We start from the raw sequence: 18,080 nt of genomic DNA on the forward strand, positions 1-18,080 counted from the left end.
AAAAGACCCTGTTATGAATAGTATTTGTACATATAATCGCGAATTATATTTTTAATTGGGTCTAAAGTCTCAATTTAATTGAAAGGAGGGTGGATGTAGGAAGTATCATGCACGTTATCTGAACTTTCGGGGGAGTACACATGAAAAAAATCTCAATTAGCCGTAAATTACTTATGGGTTTCTCATCTGTGCTGTTATTATTGGTGGCTATAACGGTTATAACATATACGCAGTTTATAGCCGTTGAGAAAACGTATACAGAATTAATTAATGATAGAACAAGCAAACTATTACTCATTAAAAATATGTCGATTGATCTTAAATCACAGCAGATTGCTTTGAGAAATTATATTCTGGAAGACAGTGCAGAGAACGAACAGGCATTTAATAAAGCTTATGAAGATTACATAGCGTTAAATGAAGAATTAAAATCAACAGTTACAAGTTCAAAGATGAAAGATTACCTTTCACGATCGGATGAAGCGATGAGCCAATATTATGAACTTGCGCAGCAGATTATGACATTGACAAGACAGGGGAATAACAGTGAAATCTCAAGATTACTGAAGGACACAGCCCCAAGTCTGATCTCTGAATTTGAAGCAATTGTGGAAGGTATGGAAACGCATCAACAAGATGCCATGAACTCAGGCGTTGTGGAGGCTAATCTTCAGATTGTGCAGGTCCTTAGGTGGATTGCAATTATTGGAGTGGCTTCTCTTCTAATCGGGGCACTTGTGGCGTATGTCATTGGCAGAATGATATCCTTGCCTGTTGCTGCTATTGCCCAATCCGCGAGCCGGATTGCAGACGGAGATCTGACTGGTGAGCCTATTGTGGTCCGTAACAAGGATGAGATTGGTGATCTCGCCCAAGCCTTTAACATCATGTCTGCAAATTTGCGTACACTCATTCATCAGGTAGGAGACAGTGCAGAACGGGTAGCTGCCTCTTCAGAGGAGTTGACGGCAAGCACCGAACAGACAGTAACCGCCACAGAGCAAGTGGCCATCACAATGGGTGAGATTGCAACAGGTATGGATACACAGGTTCGAATGGCGAGTGATGGATTCCAGACGATGAATGAGTTAACGACAGGCTTTCAACAAGTTACGGAGAACACACTCCATATGTCTGAAGAAGCTACCAAAGTCTCCGTAAAAACAATATCGGGTAGCGAGTCAGTTCAGTCTGCGATAGGTCAAATGAATTCTATACAAGGGACGGTGTCGAATCTGTCGGTCGTGATCCAGGAACTGAGCAGACACTCTCAGGATATTGTGAAAATGGTGGACAGCATCTCGGAAATATCAGCACAGACGAATCTCCTATCCCTTAATGCTGCTATTGAGGCTGCACGAGCTGGCGAACAGGGAAGAGGGTTTCAGGTTGTTGCTACAGAGGTTCGGAAGCTGTCTGAGCAGTCTGCGCTTTCTGCTAATCAAATTGTTCCATTGGTGGCATCGATTGAGAAGGGAATGCGAAATGCTGCTGAATCTATGGTGGTTGTATCCGCAGAGGTTCAAGAGGGGATTACACTTGTTCACCAGGCGGGAGCCACATTTGATGAAATTCGTGAGGCGGTTGGGGGCGTAGCGGGGCAAACACAGGAAGTCTCTGCTTCAATTGAGCAAATGTCAACAGGGGTAGAACAGATTAATAGGTCTATGAAAACAATCATGGAAGTGACCGAAACGGGGGCCGCCGGAACAGAAGAAGTGAGTGCATCTTCTGAGGAGCAGTTGTCTGCGATGCAGGAGATTGCTTCCGCAGCCAATGATCTCTCCTTGATGGCAGAACAGTTGCAACAGACCGTCAGTCGTTTCAAAGTGCAATAAATTGAACTGAGTGGAATGTGGATGAAGAACGAGTGCATCCGTACAGAGATTTTTATAAAAAAGTAATAAAAGGGTGTCCAAACACAGTAGTTACTGTTTGGGCACCCTTAAATAATTCATCATGTTGAATCAATGCATAACATGATCTTAACGAATAGCGACTTTATATGTCCGCAACCAGGTATTGATCTGAGTCAGATATGCAAATAACTGTGGCCCAGACATTAACTGTCCGAACCAGGGAAGATTGGAAGCTGCATCTGGTGAAGATGCAAGATTGCGGATCTGAGTTTTGTCGATCAAAGGCAAAATCGGCGAAGTGGGATCATCCAGGATATCAAGTACCTGCTGTTTGACCGCGGCCAGATATTGCGGATTATGTGTTTTCGGATACGGACTCTTTTTGCGATATAACACATCGTCAGGCAGGACACCTTCGAGTGCTTTACGCAGAATACCTTTTTCCCGTCCGCCCGTTATTTTCATTTCCCAAGGGATGTTAAACACATATTGGATCAGACGATGGTCACAGTAAGGTACCCGCACTTCCAGTCCTGCCCCCATGCTCATCCGGTCTTTGCGATCCAGAAGTGTAGGCATGAAACGTGTAATATTCAGGTAGGACATCACCCGCATTTGTGCAGCTTTACCTGTTTCCCCATCCAACAGAGGCACTTCAGCCACTGCATCCGAATAGCGGTCTGCCAAATAATCGAGTGGCCGAATCCATTCCCGAATATCCGGGGATAACAACGCTGCTCGCATATCAGGTGCTACAGACCACGGAAACGTACCGGAGTTCAGCATATCTTCTCGATGGAACCAGGGGTAACCGCCAAACACTTCATCCGCTGCTTCGCCTGAAATGGCAACGGTGGCCCCTTTTTTGATTTCTTTACAGAACAAATAGAGCGAGGAGTCTACATCTGCCATACCTGGCAGATCCCTGACTAACATGGCCTGTGTCAGTGCATGAATCAGTTCTCCGTTCTCAATTTCAATCCAGTGATGGTCGGTCTTGAGTTCATCCACCATTCGCTTAATCCAGGGTCCATCTGCACCCGGCTGAAAGGAATGCGCCTGGAAATGCTTGGCGTTATCCACATAATCGACAGAATACGTACTGATTTGGCCTTGCCCGGTTCGCTTGTAATAATCAACGGCTAATGCAGACAAGGCGCTGGAGTCCAGTCCTCCTGATAAAAGAGAGCATACTGGAACATCCGAAGCCAACTGGCGCTCCAGTGTATCTTGCAAGAGAGAGCGTACCTCTGCTGCCGTCTCTTCCAGGTTATGTTCGTGGTTCTGGCTTTCCAGTTTCCAGTAGGCATAGGTTCGGATACCGTTTCGGTTATAGATCAGCGCGTGCGCAGGCTTGAGTTCGCTTAGTGAAGAGTATACGCCGTGTCCTGGTGTCCGTGCAGGCCCTACGATAAACACTTCGGCCAATCCTTCCGGGCCAACAGCGGCTTCCACATCAGGGTGAATAAGCAGAGCTTTGGGCTCTGAACCAAATACGAGAGTGTCTTTGTTATTACTGTAGAACAGAGGTTTCACGCCAAGGCGATCTCGTGCGATAAAAACCTGTTCGCGTCCCCCATCCCATATGGCAAAAGCAAAAATACCGTTAAACCGGTCAACACATGCCGGTCCCCACTCAATATAAGAGGCGAGCAACACTTCCGTATCACATTGCGTGCGGAACTGATGCCCCCGCTGGAGCAATTCCTTTTTCAACTCGGGTGCATTGTATAGTTCTCCGTTATACACGACGGTATAGGAGGTATCTCCCTGTAACGCATGCATGGGCTGTGCGCCGTTCTCGGGGTCCATTACACTAAGACGCCGATGTCCAAAGGCACAAGGATTGGAGATCCATGTACCTGAAGCGTCGGGCCCCCGGTTCGACAAGCTATCCGTCATACGGACCAGCAGCTCTGATTCCTGGGTCAAATCCCGATTCCACTGTATGAAGCCGGTAATACCGCACATGGTTTGTTCATCCTTTCTTGGTCGAGTCATTCATCCGTATGGCTGCTTAGTTACTGGCAACCAGCAAATGTTGTCTTTTCGTCAGAGGTCGTAACAAATATATGCCGAAAGCAGGCATAAAATGTCTGTCCTCTTCGGAAACTAGTTCTAGGGACAACGGCCTCAACATGCCTGTGAAGGAGAGAACATGCAATGGACAGTATGAAGTATTATGTGTCTGTCATGGGCCGCTCCGTTATTCCGGATCCGTCGGTAACATCATATGAATGGATCATTCAGGCAACGCCGCAGGAAGCGGAGCAATTACTGGGACTGCTGAGCCTCATGCAGGAAAAGGAGGAAGAGGCCTTTCCTGGCATGGTATTCCCATGGCCAGATACACCGGAGGAGTCCGTAAACCGAGCTTATGAAACGGTATTACAACAGGTGTATCGAGAGATTTACCGATTGGGCACACCAGAGACACGATACCAGATTGAACAAAGTACATGATAAGCACAAAGGAAAAGGAGCGCGATGACGAATGTATGCCATTCAAGATGCCAAAATACGCAGATTAACCGAGGTGGATGGATTGTCTTGTGCAGAGGTTGAAGTGCAGCCTGGAAATGCCGGAGATCCGTCGTTACTTGTATACGTGGCTTCAACACAGCCCGGAAATTCGCTGGAAGTTGTTCGGATTGTACGCAATCACTCCGATTCGGCGATCGACTGGTATAACAATAATATGCATACTGCGTTTGAAGAGGCGACAGATACCGCATTTGAGAACAGCGAAGGTATGACAGTAGAAGAAGATAAAGCTCGGTTTCAAAGTGAGTTGTTTTCCTTTGGTTTGCTTGGTCCAACACTTCAGCGTTATCTGATCGGGCAGGCTTAACAGGTAACGCTCCAGCAACACATGTGGCGATAGTGGGATAGAGTTCGATGTTGAGCTATATGTAGATGTGACCTGTTGCTGGTTGCTCTGACTGTATCTGTAACTGGAAAAACCCGCCGTTGTTGTGAACTGTACCCCAATTGTTAGACACAACTACCAATTGGGGTACAGTTCATTGAACGGCGGGTTTTGTTATGCGATGGTCAGATCAGGTGGAGATGTGATCAAGCATACTCGCGCAGCACTTGAATCCCTTTAACCACATTGTACACAAAGCTTAATCCGTAAATCACAAAGAATAGAATGACAAACCCAACGGCGGAACCCAGACTATGCGCAGTCACGAAGAAATAAAATAACGGAATGGCAGCGAGAAAGGGGAATACATGTGAGAATAAGGCGCGTTTTGCATGTCCCTCAATGTAATCATCCTTGGCAACAATCCATATAATGATCGGAAACAGGAACGGGGCAAAGAAAATACTGAAATAGGATAGGGCTGATAAAAGCTGTCTCATGACGATTCTCTCCTTCAATGGATCATTGAAATGTATGTATGCAAAAGATTACCCAGCAATTCTGACATTGAAAATGTCTGATGTTAATCTTACTCTAAATGTCCCAATCTCCTCAATATAACCTGGTTCAAGCTATCATATTCTCAAAGGGACTGAAGTATGAGAATAACACTGAAAAGTACATGTTTGAGCCCGCATTTAAGTATAATTATTAATTTTTTTATAAAACTATTGAAAAATATAGAAATCAGAGTATAATAAGAACCGCGCCGAAAATTTATTATACATATTTGTCTCAGTAGCTCAGCTGGATAGAGCAACGCCCTTCTAAGGCGTCGGTCGGGGGTTCGAATCCCTCCTGGGACGTAAAAAAAGAAGAAGCTTCCTTCGGGAAGCTTCTTCTTTTTCGTTCAGGGGAAGAGAACCCTCCAATGGTTCGTCGGAGCATCCGCTTCGTTAGCGCTTTTATTGGTTATACCTATAAACAATATAGAATTTATATATTTAAATAATAAACAATTCTGTGCCACAATGAGGATATCAATAACGAAAGCGACGGTGGTATCCATGAAATCATTAAATCAATGGCAAGCAGATGAGTATGACAACAAACTGGCTTTTGTGTCCGGATACGGCAAAAATCTGATCTCTTGGCTTCAACCCCAAAAAGGGGAATACATTCTTGATCTGGGTTGCGGGACGGGGGATTTGACGCATGAAATTTCTCTGGCCGAAGCTGAAGTTATTGGTATGGATGCATCGACGGACATGATTCGCCGGGCGAGGAAGAAATTCCCTGAACTTGAGTTCGTGGAAGGAGACGGTCATCAGTTTGAGACGAATAGACTGTATGATGCCGTCTTCTCCAATGCAGCCCTGCACTGGATGCGAAGCCCGCGATTAGTGGTGGATAGTATATGGAAATCTTTGAAGCCCGGAGGGCGTTTTGTCGCAGAGTTCGGTGGTAAAGGGAACGTGCAGACCATTGTGAATGCATTAGAGCAGGTTATGGAGCGAAACACGGGCATTCGTGCATCGGAACGCAACCCTTGGTACTTTCCTTCGATCGGAGAATATAGCCATATTTTAGAGCAACGTGGATTTGTGGTGCGACAGGCCTATCACTACGACCGTCCTACGAGACTAGCAGATGGTGAGCAGGGTATAGTAGGCTGGTTGGCTCATTTTGGAGGGGACTATTTTGAGAGTCTCAGTCATGAAGAGATACAACAAATATGCCATGAAACCAGTCAGATCGTGATGTCTCACCTTTGGAAAGATGATGCGATGTATGCCGATTACAAGCGCCTGCGTATTGAAGCCGTGAAGCCAGAATAAAGTAAAATTTCGCGATATGTAGCAATTTTATCGATGTTAAACGAATTCCGGTATTCTTTGTATACTAACCACGCTTCCCCTATACACCAAGAGCCTCTTTTGGATAAAGAGGCTCTTGGTCTTTTTTTTGATGCATTATTTTAAAAATGAAATATTCAAACGACAAATAATTACAAATGGATATTTTTATCATACTCAAGACCCATATAAGTAATTTCTATATCATATTTGTAAGTATTTAGAAGGAAAATGTGGTATTTTGATAGAATAATTTACCAAGGGTCAATCTTCTTGCAGATAGGCGGTGAAATTGGAGGCGTATTGCAGTACGCACAAACACAGCAGGAACCCATCATTTGGTGACGTATTCACATTTAAAAGGAGGGGCAAAGCCTTGAGTAAACGATTGATATCCACGTTATTAAGTGTTCTGATGGTCTTTTCCATTATTCTCCCCGCGGCTGGAGCCGCTCCCACAGATTCAGCTATTCAGCTTGACAACTTACCCAGTACAGCCGAAGCCAAACAATGGAGAGAGATTCTTGCAGGACGGGAAGCAAAACTTGCCGCAGATCCATTTTTGGATAAAAGCTTGGAAGGTCTGGGTGGAGAGAACACCCGAGTGATCGTTGAGCTTTCCAATAAACCTGTTGCAGTAGCGCAAGGTGAATCAACCCTCTCCGGAAAATCTTTTACCTCCTCTATGGAAACAAAGGCTGTGACTCAAGTTGAGCAACAACAACAGTCATTTGTACATAGCCTCACTCAGAAGAAAATCAAACATGAAGTATTGGAAGAATATGCATATGCCCTGAATGGTGTAGCGATTGAGCTTAAAGGAAACCAGGTGGGACAATTGCTTCAAATACCTGGCGTGGTCAGCGTATATCCAGACCTTGAAGTTACAATAGCGCCCGAGACAGATGAAGTGAACCCGTACATGAAAGACACAGCTCCTTTTATTGGTGCACCTGAAGTATGGGATCTGGGTTACAAAGGAAATGGCATTAAAGTCGGCGTCATTGATACTGGGATTGACTATGAACATCCTAATTTGCAGGAAGCCTACAAAGGTGGATGGGATTTTGTTGGAAACGACAATGATCCGTATGAAACAACATATCAAGAATGGAAAGGATCGGGCGAGCCTGAGCTTAACGAGCTTGGGAGCCCCTATTACACATCTCACGGTACGCACGTAGCGGGTACCGTTGCTGCTCGCGAAGCAGGGGACTACGGTATTGTTGGTGTGGCTCCTGAAGCAGATATCTATGCTTACCGTGTACTTGGACCGTATGGTAGTGGTCAAACCTCATGGGTACTAGGTGGAATTGATCGTTCTGTTCAAGATGGCATGGACGTAATTAATCTTTCGTTAGGTAACGCCGCCAACGACCCGAGTTATATCACTTCGGTTGCCCTGAACAATGCGATGTTGTCTGGTGTGACAGCGGTTGTAGCAAGTGGTAACAGTGGACCTAACCGTTATACACTCGGTTCTCCGGGTGCGTCTGCAATGGCCATTACGGTAGGTAACTCTACAGGACCTAGCCAGCTGATTACAGCCGATACTCACTTCTGGATTGGTGAGGAAGGCGAAGAGGCACAACCTGAACAACAACCGGTGCCAGAGGTTGAACAATCTCCTGAACTGGGGACGGCACCTGGAACAGAAGCACCAGAAGTTTCAGAGCAAGTTGTACCCGCAATTGCTGATGAGGAAAGTGCAGCAGCTGTGGAGGACACAGTTTCTAATGAAGCTGAAGTTCCGAATGTAGGAGAAGCTACAACGGAAGAAAATACTCCATCTGCATCACCTTCTGCACCCGTTGAAGCTTCTCCTGAAGCTGCCCCTGTGGAAGAAGAGTCTGTAATTGCTCCGACTGAAGCTCCACTGGCTATTACAGAGTCGGTTTACCGTCTGGATCTGATGGGATGGAGCCTGTCGGCAGACCCTGAAACTGTTTTGACAGGGAAATATGAGCTTGAATATGCAGCACTGGGTAAGCCAACTGATTTTGAAGGTAAGGATTTTACAGGTAAAGTGGCATTAATACAGCGTGGTGAAATCGCATTTGTAGAGAAAATCGCCAATGCTAAAGCAGCCGGAGCCTTGGCTGTTATTGTATATAACAACATTCCCGGTCCAATCGGTGTAAGTCTGGGCGATAACTTTGAACTTATTCCAACACTGAGCATGTCCAAGGAAGATGGAGATGTGATCAAGGCTGAGCTGGACGCAGGCCAAGCCGTTGAAGTGAGCTTTAGTGATTTTGAACGTTCCCAAACTCCGGGCGATGAAATGAGTTCATCCAGTTCACGTGGACCTGCTAAGGTAACGCTGGACATCAAACCGGATATTGTTGCACCAGGTACAAGCATTTTGTCTACGATTCCTGCCTACGGCAAGGATGAGCCAGATGCAGATTACGCACAAGCTTATGATCGTAAATCAGGTACAAGTATGGCTACACCTCATGTAGCAGGTTTGATTGCGTTGCTGATCGAGAAGCATCCGGAATGGACACCATTTGATATCAAAGTTGCACTGATGAACAATAGTAAAGTGCTGGATACAACCAAGTTTGATGTATTTGATCAAGGTGCTGGCCGTATTCAGGCTGTCAACACCATTGATCCTGCTGCTTTTGTCAAAGTGCTTGATGTGACTCAATACACAGAAAGTGGCTCTGTTGTTGAAAAGGAGAATATCACCGGAAGTATCAACTACGGTAATTTCTTAAGTACAGATGAAAAGACGATTACCAAAACGATTAAAGTTGAAGCGCTGAATGGTAGTGGCGGGGATTACACCGTAAATGTGAATCCAACTCGTAACGTCGCTGGTGTATCCGTTGCGGTAGACAAGAGTTCCTTCACACTGAATGGTGAGGAAGAACTTGCAGTAACAATCACCGTTCCAAGAGGGGTTACTGCGACTACAGAAGCACAAGGATACATTGAATTCTCAAACGGAACCAATACTTTTACTGTGCCATATGTTGCTCATTTCAACGTTACGTTGAGTGGGGTTAAATATATTGAAACCGTAAAAGGCACTGAAAAAAATCCATTCCACTATCCATTGAAGGCTGATGGTACGTTGGATACGCTGAATGTTGCGATGGAATTCTATAATCCGATGACATTTGCCCTGATTGAGATCTATGATGGTCTTAATCCGGAAGGTGGATATTATCAAGATGGTTATATCGGCTCCATCTTTGGTAACTATTTTAACTTCAATGCCAATGCAAGATACAACCTTGCTTGGGACGGCTCATATGCAGATTACACAACCGATGAAGTGACTGAGATTCCGGATGGTTTATATACGGTAGACATCACTACGATTGGTACGGACGGCAAAACCTATAAGGAAGACACTTCGCCATTTTTGGTGAAAAAGACAGCTCCGGCTGTAACTGCACCAGAAGCGTTGGAGTTCAAAGAGGATGAGTCTGCTGTCCTTAATGGTAGCGTGGAAGATTTGTACTTCCGTGTAGCTCCTGCGCTTGCCAGCGGATGGGACATCACGTTTGATCCGGCAGCTTCCCTGGAAGCAACGTATGTTGTGAAAAAAGAGGATGGATCAGTTTATAAAGAAGGAGTCTTTGAAGTACAAGCTGATGGTACCTTCAACCTTCCTTTGGAGGGAATTGAAGCAGGCGACTATGCTGTTGAACTTACAGTAAAAGACCAACAGGGGCTTTCGGGTACAGCCAATACGGCACTGAAATTGGAAGCCGTGGAGACCGAACCTGAAACTCCGGCAACCAAGGCCCCAGGTACGCCTGTATTGTCTCACAATAACTGGGTAGGCAACGGCCTACCAGAGGGCGCGTATATCGTTACAATGAACCTGTGGTGGGGTGAGAACGCAACTAGCTACAAGTTATATGAGGACGGGGTTTTGGTAGATACGCAGAAGTTGACTTACAACGCGCCTTGGGCGCAGTTTGCTCAGACGAAGATCACGGGCAAAGCCAACGGCACGTATACGTACGTGGCTGAGCTGACCAACGACAAGGGAACAACGCGTAGTCAGACGTTGACTGTTCAGGTTACCAACGCAACGCCAGGCAAAGCGGTTCTTTCTCACGATAACTGGGATGGCGATGGCAATTATAAGGTGTCTATGAACCTGTGGTGGGGGACCAACGCTACAGAGTATCGTCTCTATGAAAATGATAAGTTGATCGATACGCAAGAACTCCGTTCGGCTACACCTTATGCGCAAAGTGCTGTGACTACACTGTCTGGGAAAGCATCGGGCACGTATACGTATCGGGCAGAGTTAATTAACGCAGGCGGTGTTACCAGCACAGACACGATTAAGGTAAAAGTGAAGTAAGTTCATTCCTCATTGAAATTGATTTAAATGGATTCAATTAATGAAGGAATTGTTCTATGCATAAACGGCCTCCATCCTGATTCGCAGGATGAAGGCCGTTTTGTTTTTTTTATAAATGAATTATATGACTAACCGATCATCCTATTTTTGCTGGCTTGAATCCCTGCGATTAGCAAAGCGATGGCCAGAATGACCTGGATTAGCAACGGCAGGGTCCATCCTTTTGTCCAGTCATGAAGCATACCGAACAGTAAAGGTCCAATTGCCGCTAGCATATATCCGAAGGACTGGGCCATACCGGACAGGCTGGCAGCTTGTCTGGCATCTTTTGTGCGAAGGACGAAGAACATCGTTACCATTCCGAATGAAGCTCCAGCACCTATTCCTGCCAACGTGACACCAATGGTAACGAGCGAAGCGATGCCACTTAACAATAAAGCATACCCGACAATTAAAGAAGAGCACGTTATCGCGGTTAGAACACGCTGATCTCGCGTTCGGCCGGCGAGGATTGGAACGATAAAGGTAGCCGGTACACTAACCATCTGCATTAGGGATAGCATCCACCCTGCTGAGGTGGGGCTGAATCCTTGCTCAGCAAGAATTTCGGGAAGCCAGGTAATCGTTGTATAGAATATTAGAGATTGCAGACCCATAAATAAAGTAATGAACCAGGCCAGGGAAGAGGTCCGTAGACGTACAGGTGTCCCTTCACTCTGTGTGGCTATGAATAACATTCGCTGACGTCCTGCGGCGATCTGGGGGAGCCACAAGAGAAGCGCCAATATGGACAACAAGGCCCACATGCCTAACGAAGCACGCCAACCCATAGATGTGGCTCCTGCTACGGGCACACTCACACCTGAGGCGATGGCGCCAAATATATTCATGGATACAGAGTATAATCCGGTGACGATACCTACCCGCAATGGAAAATCACGTTTGATCAAACTTGGCAAAAGCACGTTACTTAATGCAATGCCGCACCCCAAAATTGCGGTTCCTGCATATAAGGAGAGAACGGAAGGCAACAAGCGTAATGCCACCCCAATGGTTACGATCATAACAGCCAATAGCAGAGCAGATTCGAGTCCTAGACGTTTGGCAAGACGTGGTGCAAAAGGAGAGACTGCTGCAAAGGCGAGCAAAGGAAGTGAGGTCAGAAGCCCGACCATTGTATGGCCGATACCTGTATCTGAGCGGATCATCTCCACGACGGGACCCGTTGCAGTGATCGGTGACCTCATGGTAGCGGCGATGACGATAATGCCTGCTAATAACAGGCCGAATCTTTTGGATGTCGAAGAATGTTCTTCCTCGGTATGGATAGATGAGTGTTGCTGTATTGAAGATGACATTGATAAAATCTCCTGTTTCCTAAGAAGTTAATATGTATGGATTGTTACATTACCCACTGGGTAAGCATAACATTCTATGTCAATATTGAGCAATGAAATGAAAAAACACCCAATGGACTTTGGGTGTCTTGACTAGCCTGTGAACTTTAACGAATCCACGAGGTCTTATAATGGGTAAAACCGCTATTTCAGATTCTAACGAACCTCAGCGACGTTAATCAGGCTACGAAGTGCGAATAAGTGAGTTAATACCCCAGAATGGTGAAATAAGTTCTCTAAGATTCGTTAGAATTCCACAATGCTGAATTGGGAGCAAATAAAGTGTCCTGTGTTCGTTAGAACATCGATACTTCAACGTGTTGCTTATAGAATGAGCAAATACGGATGCTCCAATGCAACGACATAGAGCATGTAACGAAGCGAATGCTCCGACGAACCATTGGTTTCTCATCCCCAGAACGCAAAAAAAGCTTCCCGAAGGAAGCTTCTTTTTAATACGTCCCAGGAGGGGTACTCTCCTTGCAGTCGAGACTGCGAAGTGGTGCTAACGAAGCGAATGCTCCGACGAACTGTTGGGGTTCTCATCCCCAGAACGCAAAAAAAACTTCCCGAAGGAAGCTTCTTTTTAATACGTCCCAGGAGGGATACTCTCCTTGAAGTCGAGACTGCGAAGTAGTGCTAACGAAGTGAATGCTCCGACGAACCATTGGGGTTCTCATCCCTAGAACGCAAAAAAAAGCTTCCCGAAGGAAGCTTCTTTTTAATACGTCCCAGGAGGGATTCGAACCCCCGACCGACGCCTTAGAAGGGCGTTGCTCTATCCAGCTGAGCTACTGAGACATGAATTTTTTCAAGCAAAATTGATTTTATCATATGCATACAGGAATATCAAGCATTTAATTTTAAACTATTTTTCGTATATGATATTTGGCGGCAGTAACGTTTTTTTCATTATATTTAAGGTTATGTTAGAATATCAGGAGAACTCAGAAAATAGATCAACAATCGTTTTAATATATACATCTATTTATGTTGATTCCGACTGGAGATTCAGGATATAGAGGAGGTGCTCCCATTAAGGAATCCACGACCCCGGAAACCGAGCATAACAACAATATTGTGCTGTTTCCTAAGACGCTGGACTATTACCAGATTCAATTGACAGTTATGCTTGAAAATGAACGGTATGGTGAAGCGATGAAATTGCTTCACTTTTTGTTGCAATGTCAGGGACAGGAAGAGCGCCATTATGATGAATGGCGGGCTCTGCTCGAATGGCTTCAGGCTGCGTTTCCTCAATATGAAGAAACCTCGCCTGCCGTTCTTGAAGAACGAGAAGAGGAAGAAGAGATTAGTGAGGAAGACATGGCACGGCAGCATGCCCGAATGAAGCTTGAACAGGATGATGGTTATGCAGATAAGATGCTTCGCACAGTAATGGAGGAGCCGCTGTCTGAACAGACGATGCTGGCTTTGGAGCAACTGGCCTATCTTGATCTACCGAAGATTGACGAGGCACTTACGAGTTGGTTAAAAGATAAGTCGCTTCACCCACTGCTTCAATTTCGGGTGTTGCAAACCTTGCGTCGACGAGGTGTTCAAGGTATGATCCTGTTTACGAGAGGCGAAGAGCAGGTTGAAGTCGAGATCGACACCGTGCCTCTTAGACCAGAGGAATTTCCGCTCCAAATCGTTCAGATTCTGGAACGAGTGGCAGATCAGACGGAGGTTCATGAACCTACGCTCTTTTATTTTGCCCAAGAACTGTGGATACAATATGTCATGGCGGTGTATGGAACCCGTGATTATGTATCGATGCTGGAAGAAAATGATTCCATGACAGATATATGGGCAGCAGCTCTACATATGACCGTTGCAGACAGTCTGGGTGGTTCGCATGATGAGGAAAATACCCGCTCAATGTATGCTGTGACAGGCGCGATGCGCTTTCGACTGGAACAGGCTTATCGTTCTATGAAACAGTTTGTATCTGCCGGTTTGGATGGTTAATCGAGGCCGGAAACGTTTTCCTTAAACTGTATCAAGGGATTCCCCTTGAAAAAGAATCTAATCTTGTTTATACTAAAATGGTTATTTTGTACGTGATTGCCTACGTGAACATGTGAATTTTGGAGGGGAAAGTATACAATGAAAGCAACTTGGGAAAAGATAGAGAAGAACCTTGGGGTTCTTGAGGTTGAAGTGGATGCAGATCGTGTAACTGCAGCACTCGACAAAGCTTTTAATAAAGTGGTTAAACAAGCAAACGTACCTGGATTCCGTAAAGGTAAAGTACCACGTTCCATCTTCGAAGCACGTTTTGGTGTAGAGAGCCTTTATCAAGAAGCAATCGACATTTTGCTTCCTGAAGCTTATACAGAAGCAATCGACCAAACGGATATCTTCCCGGTTGATCGTCCTGACGTAGATGTTGAACAATTTGCTAAAGGACAAACATTCAAGTTCAAAGCAAAAGTAACTGTGAAACCTGAAGTTACTCTTGGTGAGTACAAAGGAATCGAAGTTGCTGTAGCAAAAGGTGAAGTAACTGACGCAGAAGTGACTGAAGAACTTGAGCGTCTTCAACAACGTCACGCTGAACTCGTTGTAATCGACGAAGGTTCCGCTGCTAACGGCGACGTTGCAGTAATCGACTTCGACGGTTCCGTTGATGGTGTACCTTTCGAAGGTGGACAAGCTGAGCGTTATTCCCTGGAACTGGGTTCCAACACATTCATTCCTGGATTTGAAGAACAAGTTGTGGGTCTGTCCACAGGTGACTTCAAAGACGTAGAAGTGACTTTCCCAGAGAGCTACCATGCAGCAGAACTTGCTGGCAAACAAGCGGTATTCAAAGTGAAAATTCACGAAATCAAACGTAAACAACTTCCTGCATTGGATGATGAGTTTGCTAAAGATGTTAGTGAATTCGACACACTTGAAGAGTACAAAGCTGATCTGAAAACACAATTGGAATCCCGTAAAGCTGACGAAGCCAAAGCTGCTCAAGAAAATGCAGTTGTAGAAAAAGTGGCTGAGAACGCTGAAGTGGACATTCCTTCTGCAATGGTAGAGAGCGAAGTACAAAACATGATGCGTGATTTCGACAACCGTCTGCGCAACCAAGGTATGAACCTTGAAATGTTCCTGAGCTTCTCTGGCCAGACTCAAGCTGACCTGAGAGGGCAAATGCAAGAAGATGCTTCCAAACGTGTTCGCAACAACCTGGTGCTTGAAGCTGTAGGTAAAGCGGAAAACATTGAAGTATCTGACGAAGAAGTGAATCAAGAACTCGAGAAAATGGCTGAATCTTACAAGCGTCCTGCTGATGAGATCCGTGGCATCCTCGACGGTAATGGTTCCCTGGACAGCCTTCGCGATGAAGTTAAACTGCGTAAAACGATTGACGTTCTTGTTGAGAACAGCACAGTTGTTGAACCAGTTGAAGCTCCAGCTGAAGAAGTTGTTGCAGAAGCTGACGAAAAATAAGACAAGCTGTTATCAACTTGTCAGTTGAATAAACGATAAGGCACGTGAATTATTGCGTGCCTTATTTTTAAATTATGACATCCATTTTATAGAAAATGAAGTAATTATATGGATGAACACTAATTTTATTGATCCTCGTACACTTTTTACATACCTATGTACTTCATGCAAATAAAAAACGGCAAGACGGCATAGGATGGCTTCAATTTGCACATACATAGAAAACATGGTTAAATATGATCAGGCTAAAAAAGTAAACAAATTGATGTCTCACCCCTCTTGTGAAAAATGACATTGTCACAGGAAAGTGTTAGAATGAATTTGGGTTTGCTTTACAGGTGGCCTATGTCTAATTACATGTAGAAAAGAGGTTGGTCTCATGAGTCTGGTGCCAATGGTTATAGAACAAACCAATCGAGGCGAGCGGTCTTACGATATATATTCACGTTTGCTGAAAGATCGCATTATCTTTCTAACCAGTGCGATTGATGACGATGTAGCCAATCTTGTCATAGCACAGCTTTTGTTTTTGGCAGCCGACGATCCTGAGAAGGATATCAGCTTGTACATTAACTCACCTGGTGGTTCTGTCACCGCAGGGATGGGTATATACGATACGATGCAATTTATCAAGCCGGATGTATCTACCATTTGCGTAGGGATGGCAGCAAGCATGGGCTCGTTATTGCTGACAGCCGGTGCACCTGGCAAGAGATATGCGCTGACAAACAGCGAAGTAATGATTCATCAGCCGCTTGGCGGCATTCAAGGACAGGCTGCGGATATTAAGATACACGCAGAATGGATTATTAAAACACGTCAGAAACTGAATCAAATATACGTCGATCGTACGGGTCAGCCTCTTGAGAAAATTGAGCGGGATACCGACCGTGACTTCTTCATGAGCGCTGAAGAAGCTAAGACGTACGGCATTATTGACCAGGTGCTCAGTAGACCGATCAATTCCTAAAGGGGTGGTTTCATGTTTAAATTTAACGATGAGAAAGGGCAATTGAAATGCTCTTTTTGCGGTAAATCTCAGGAGCAGGTACGCAAGTTGGTCGCTGGACCAGGCGTGTACATCTGTGATGAATGTATCGAACTTTGCACCGAAATCGTTGAGGAAGAACTTGGTCATGATGAAGAAGTAGACCTGAAAGATATTCCGAAACCAAAAGAAATTCGTAATATTCTGGACCAATATGTTATTGGACAGGAACAAGCGAAAAAATCATTGTCTGTTGCGGTGTATAATCACTACAAACGGATCAACACACAAAGCAAAATTGAAGACGTTGAATTGTCAAAGAGTAACATTTTGCTGTTAGGGCCAACAGGTTCTGGTAAAACGTTGCTTGCGCAAACGATGGCAAAAATTTTGAATGTTCCTTTTGCTATTGCGGATGCTACGTCATTAACAGAAGCGGGTTATGTGGGTGAGGATGTAGAGAACATCCTGCTCAAACTGATTCAAGCTGCTGATTATGATGTGGAAAAAGCAGAGCGTGGCATTATTTATATCGATGAGATTGATAAAGTAGCGCGTAAATCCGAAAACCCATCCATTACTCGTGATGTATCGGGCGAAGGTGTGCAACAGGCTCTCTTGAAAATTCTTGAAGGAACTGTGGCTTCTGTACCACCACAAGGTGGTCGTAAACACCCTCATCAAGAATTCATTCAGATCGATACAACAAACATCCTGTTCATTTGCGGCGGTGCCTTTGATGGTCTGGAGCAAATGATCAAACGCCGGATCGGTAAAAAAGTCATTGGCTTTAATACCGTTTCTGAGCAAAAAGATCTGAAACCAGGTGAATACCTGGGTATGGTATTGCCGGAAGATTTGCTGAAATTTGGTCTGATTCCGGAATTTGTAGGCCGTCTGCCAGTCATCTCCACTTTGGAGCCGCTGGATGAAGATACGCTGGTACGGATTCTTTCCGAACCAAAAAACGCGCTTACCAAACAGTACCAAAAACTGCTTGAACTTGATAATGTGAATCTGGTATTTGAACCAGCTGCATTGCTTGCGATTGCAAAAGAAGCAATTAAACGTAACACAGGTGCACGTGGATTGCGTGCCATCATTGAAGGTATCATGCTGGAAATCATGTATGAAGTGCCTTCACGTGAAGATGTTACGAACTGTGTCATTACCGAAGAAGTTGTTGAGAAAAGAGTCGTGCCTGAACTAAGCCAATCGAAGGACGATAAGCAGGAAGAGAGCGCCTAATAAAGGCCTGAATCCCGTTGAACTCTGAAATATAGACTTGTCAGTTCTCCACTTTGGCAGAAGGCGAATTCATGTCT

At 45.0% G+C, this 18,080-nt stretch carries 12 protein-coding genes and 2 tRNA genes; 10 read left to right on the forward strand and 4 right to left on the reverse strand.

The window, feature by feature from the left end:
- The first annotated feature begins 140 nt into the window (after window positions 1–140).
- Window positions 141–1,838, forward strand: coding sequence for a methyl-accepting chemotaxis protein (locus MHB71_RS00380; protein ID WP_340028519.1), 1,698 nt, complete (start codon window positions 141–143; stop codon window positions 1,836–1,838).
- Between the two features lie 147 nt (window positions 1,839–1,985).
- Here MHB71_RS00380 and asnB read toward each other — a convergent pair whose 3' ends face one another.
- Window positions 1,986–3,830, reverse strand: a complete 1,845-nt coding sequence (asnB, locus tag MHB71_RS00385) for an asparagine synthase (glutamine-hydrolyzing) (RefSeq protein ID WP_036673522.1) — start codon at window positions 3,828–3,830, stop codon at window positions 1,986–1,988.
- A 192-nt stretch (window positions 3,831–4,022) separates the two neighbouring features.
- Here asnB and MHB71_RS00390 point away from each other — a divergent pair, with 192 nt between their 5' ends.
- A complete protein-coding gene (locus MHB71_RS00390) occupies window positions 4,023–4,322 on the forward strand; it encodes a hypothetical protein (protein ID WP_017692581.1) in 300 nt (99 codons plus the stop codon).
- Between the two features lie 31 nt (window positions 4,323–4,353).
- Entirely contained in the window at window positions 4,354–4,710 is a 357-nt protein-coding gene (locus MHB71_RS00395; protein WP_036605881.1) for a hypothetical protein, read from the forward strand.
- Between the two features lie 224 nt (window positions 4,711–4,934).
- On the opposite strand, the gene MHB71_RS00400 is transcribed toward MHB71_RS00395, so the two are convergent.
- Window positions 4,935–5,228, reverse strand: a complete 294-nt coding sequence (locus tag MHB71_RS00400; RefSeq protein ID WP_017692583.1) for a DUF4870 domain-containing protein — start codon at window positions 5,226–5,228, stop codon at window positions 4,935–4,937.
- 292 nt (window positions 5,229–5,520) lie between these two features.
- Here MHB71_RS00400 and MHB71_RS00405 point away from each other — a divergent pair.
- The 3 genes from MHB71_RS00405 to MHB71_RS00415 all read left to right on the forward strand — a co-directional run bounded on the left by MHB71_RS00405 (window position 5,521) and on the right by MHB71_RS00415 (window position 10,920).
- Window positions 5,521–5,594, forward strand: a tRNA-Arg gene (locus MHB71_RS00405).
- A 201-nt stretch (window positions 5,595–5,795) separates the two neighbouring features.
- Window positions 5,796–6,566 carry a class I SAM-dependent methyltransferase gene (locus MHB71_RS00410; RefSeq protein ID WP_047841196.1) on the forward strand — a complete coding sequence of 257 codons (771 nt, stop codon included), beginning with the start codon at window positions 5,796–5,798 and terminating at the stop codon, window positions 6,564–6,566.
- Between the two features lie 394 nt (window positions 6,567–6,960).
- The gene (locus tag MHB71_RS00415) at window positions 6,961–10,920 is read left to right on the forward strand and encodes a S8 family serine peptidase (protein ID WP_340028520.1); all 3,960 of its coding nucleotides are present in this window, start codon (window positions 6,961–6,963) and stop codon (window positions 10,918–10,920) included.
- Window positions 10,921–11,048: 128 nt separating this feature from the next.
- On the opposite strand, the gene MHB71_RS00420 is transcribed toward MHB71_RS00415, so the two are convergent.
- Together MHB71_RS00420 and MHB71_RS00425 are read right to left on the reverse strand one after the other, a co-directional pair.
- Window positions 11,049–12,278, reverse strand: a complete 1,230-nt coding sequence (locus tag MHB71_RS00420) for an MFS transporter (RefSeq protein ID WP_047841195.1) — start codon at window positions 12,276–12,278, stop codon at window positions 11,049–11,051.
- A gap of 766 nt (window positions 12,279–13,044) precedes the next feature.
- Window positions 13,045–13,118 (reverse strand) — tRNA-Arg (locus MHB71_RS00425).
- Window positions 13,119–13,445: 327 nt separating this feature from the next.
- On the opposite strand from MHB71_RS00425, the gene MHB71_RS00430 reads away from it, so the two are divergent.
- The 4 genes from MHB71_RS00430 to clpX all read left to right on the forward strand — a co-directional run bounded on the left by MHB71_RS00430 (window position 13,446) and on the right by clpX (window position 18,003).
- On the forward strand, window positions 13,446–14,288 hold the full coding sequence (locus MHB71_RS00430; protein WP_036605959.1) for a hypothetical protein: 843 nt from the start codon (window positions 13,446–13,448) through the stop codon (window positions 14,286–14,288).
- 138 nt (window positions 14,289–14,426) lie between these two features.
- Window positions 14,427–15,767, forward strand: coding sequence for a trigger factor (tig, locus tag MHB71_RS00435; RefSeq protein WP_340028521.1), 1,341 nt, complete (start codon window positions 14,427–14,429; stop codon window positions 15,765–15,767).
- Window positions 15,768–16,146: 379 nt separating this feature from the next.
- The gene (clpP, locus tag MHB71_RS00440; RefSeq protein WP_036605886.1) at window positions 16,147–16,737 is read left to right on the forward strand and encodes an ATP-dependent Clp endopeptidase proteolytic subunit ClpP; all 591 of its coding nucleotides are present in this window, start codon (window positions 16,147–16,149) and stop codon (window positions 16,735–16,737) included.
- A gap of 12 nt (window positions 16,738–16,749) precedes the next feature.
- Window positions 16,750–18,003, forward strand: coding sequence for an ATP-dependent protease ATP-binding subunit ClpX (gene clpX, locus MHB71_RS00445; protein ID WP_036605887.1), 1,254 nt, complete (start codon window positions 16,750–16,752; stop codon window positions 18,001–18,003).
- Window positions 18,004–18,080: the final 77 nt, after the last annotated feature.

Origin of the sequence: Paenibacillus sp. FSL H7-0940, from assembly GCF_037979415.1 — a bacterium.
Taxonomy (GTDB): Bacteria; Bacillota; Bacilli; order Paenibacillales; family Paenibacillaceae; genus Paenibacillus; species Paenibacillus amylolyticus.

Coding starts and splice junctions, on each gene's coding strand:
- MHB71_RS00380 (WP_340028519.1), top strand. CDS start 141: ATGAAAAAAATCTCAATTAGCCGTAAATTACTTATGGGTTTCTCATCT.
- asnB (WP_036673522.1), bottom strand. CDS start 3,830: ATGTGCGGTATTACCGGCTTCATACAGTGGAATCGGGATTTGACCCAG.
- MHB71_RS00390 (WP_017692581.1), top strand. CDS start 4,023: ATGGACAGTATGAAGTATTATGTGTCTGTCATGGGCCGCTCCGTTATT.
- MHB71_RS00395 (WP_036605881.1), top strand. CDS start 4,354: ATGTATGCCATTCAAGATGCCAAAATACGCAGATTAACCGAGGTGGAT.
- MHB71_RS00400 (WP_017692583.1), bottom strand. CDS start 5,228: ATGAGACAGCTTTTATCAGCCCTATCCTATTTCAGTATTTTCTTTGCC.
- MHB71_RS00410 (WP_047841196.1), top strand. CDS start 5,796: ATGAAATCATTAAATCAATGGCAAGCAGATGAGTATGACAACAAACTG.
- MHB71_RS00420 (WP_047841195.1), bottom strand. CDS start 12,278: ATGTCATCTTCAATACAGCAACACTCATCTATCCATACCGAGGAAGAA.
- MHB71_RS00430 (WP_036605959.1), top strand. CDS start 13,446: ATGCTTGAAAATGAACGGTATGGTGAAGCGATGAAATTGCTTCACTTT.
- tig (WP_340028521.1), top strand. CDS start 14,427: ATGAAAGCAACTTGGGAAAAGATAGAGAAGAACCTTGGGGTTCTTGAG.
- clpP (WP_036605886.1), top strand. CDS start 16,147: ATGAGTCTGGTGCCAATGGTTATAGAACAAACCAATCGAGGCGAGCGG.
- clpX (WP_036605887.1), top strand. CDS start 16,750: ATGTTTAAATTTAACGATGAGAAAGGGCAATTGAAATGCTCTTTTTGC.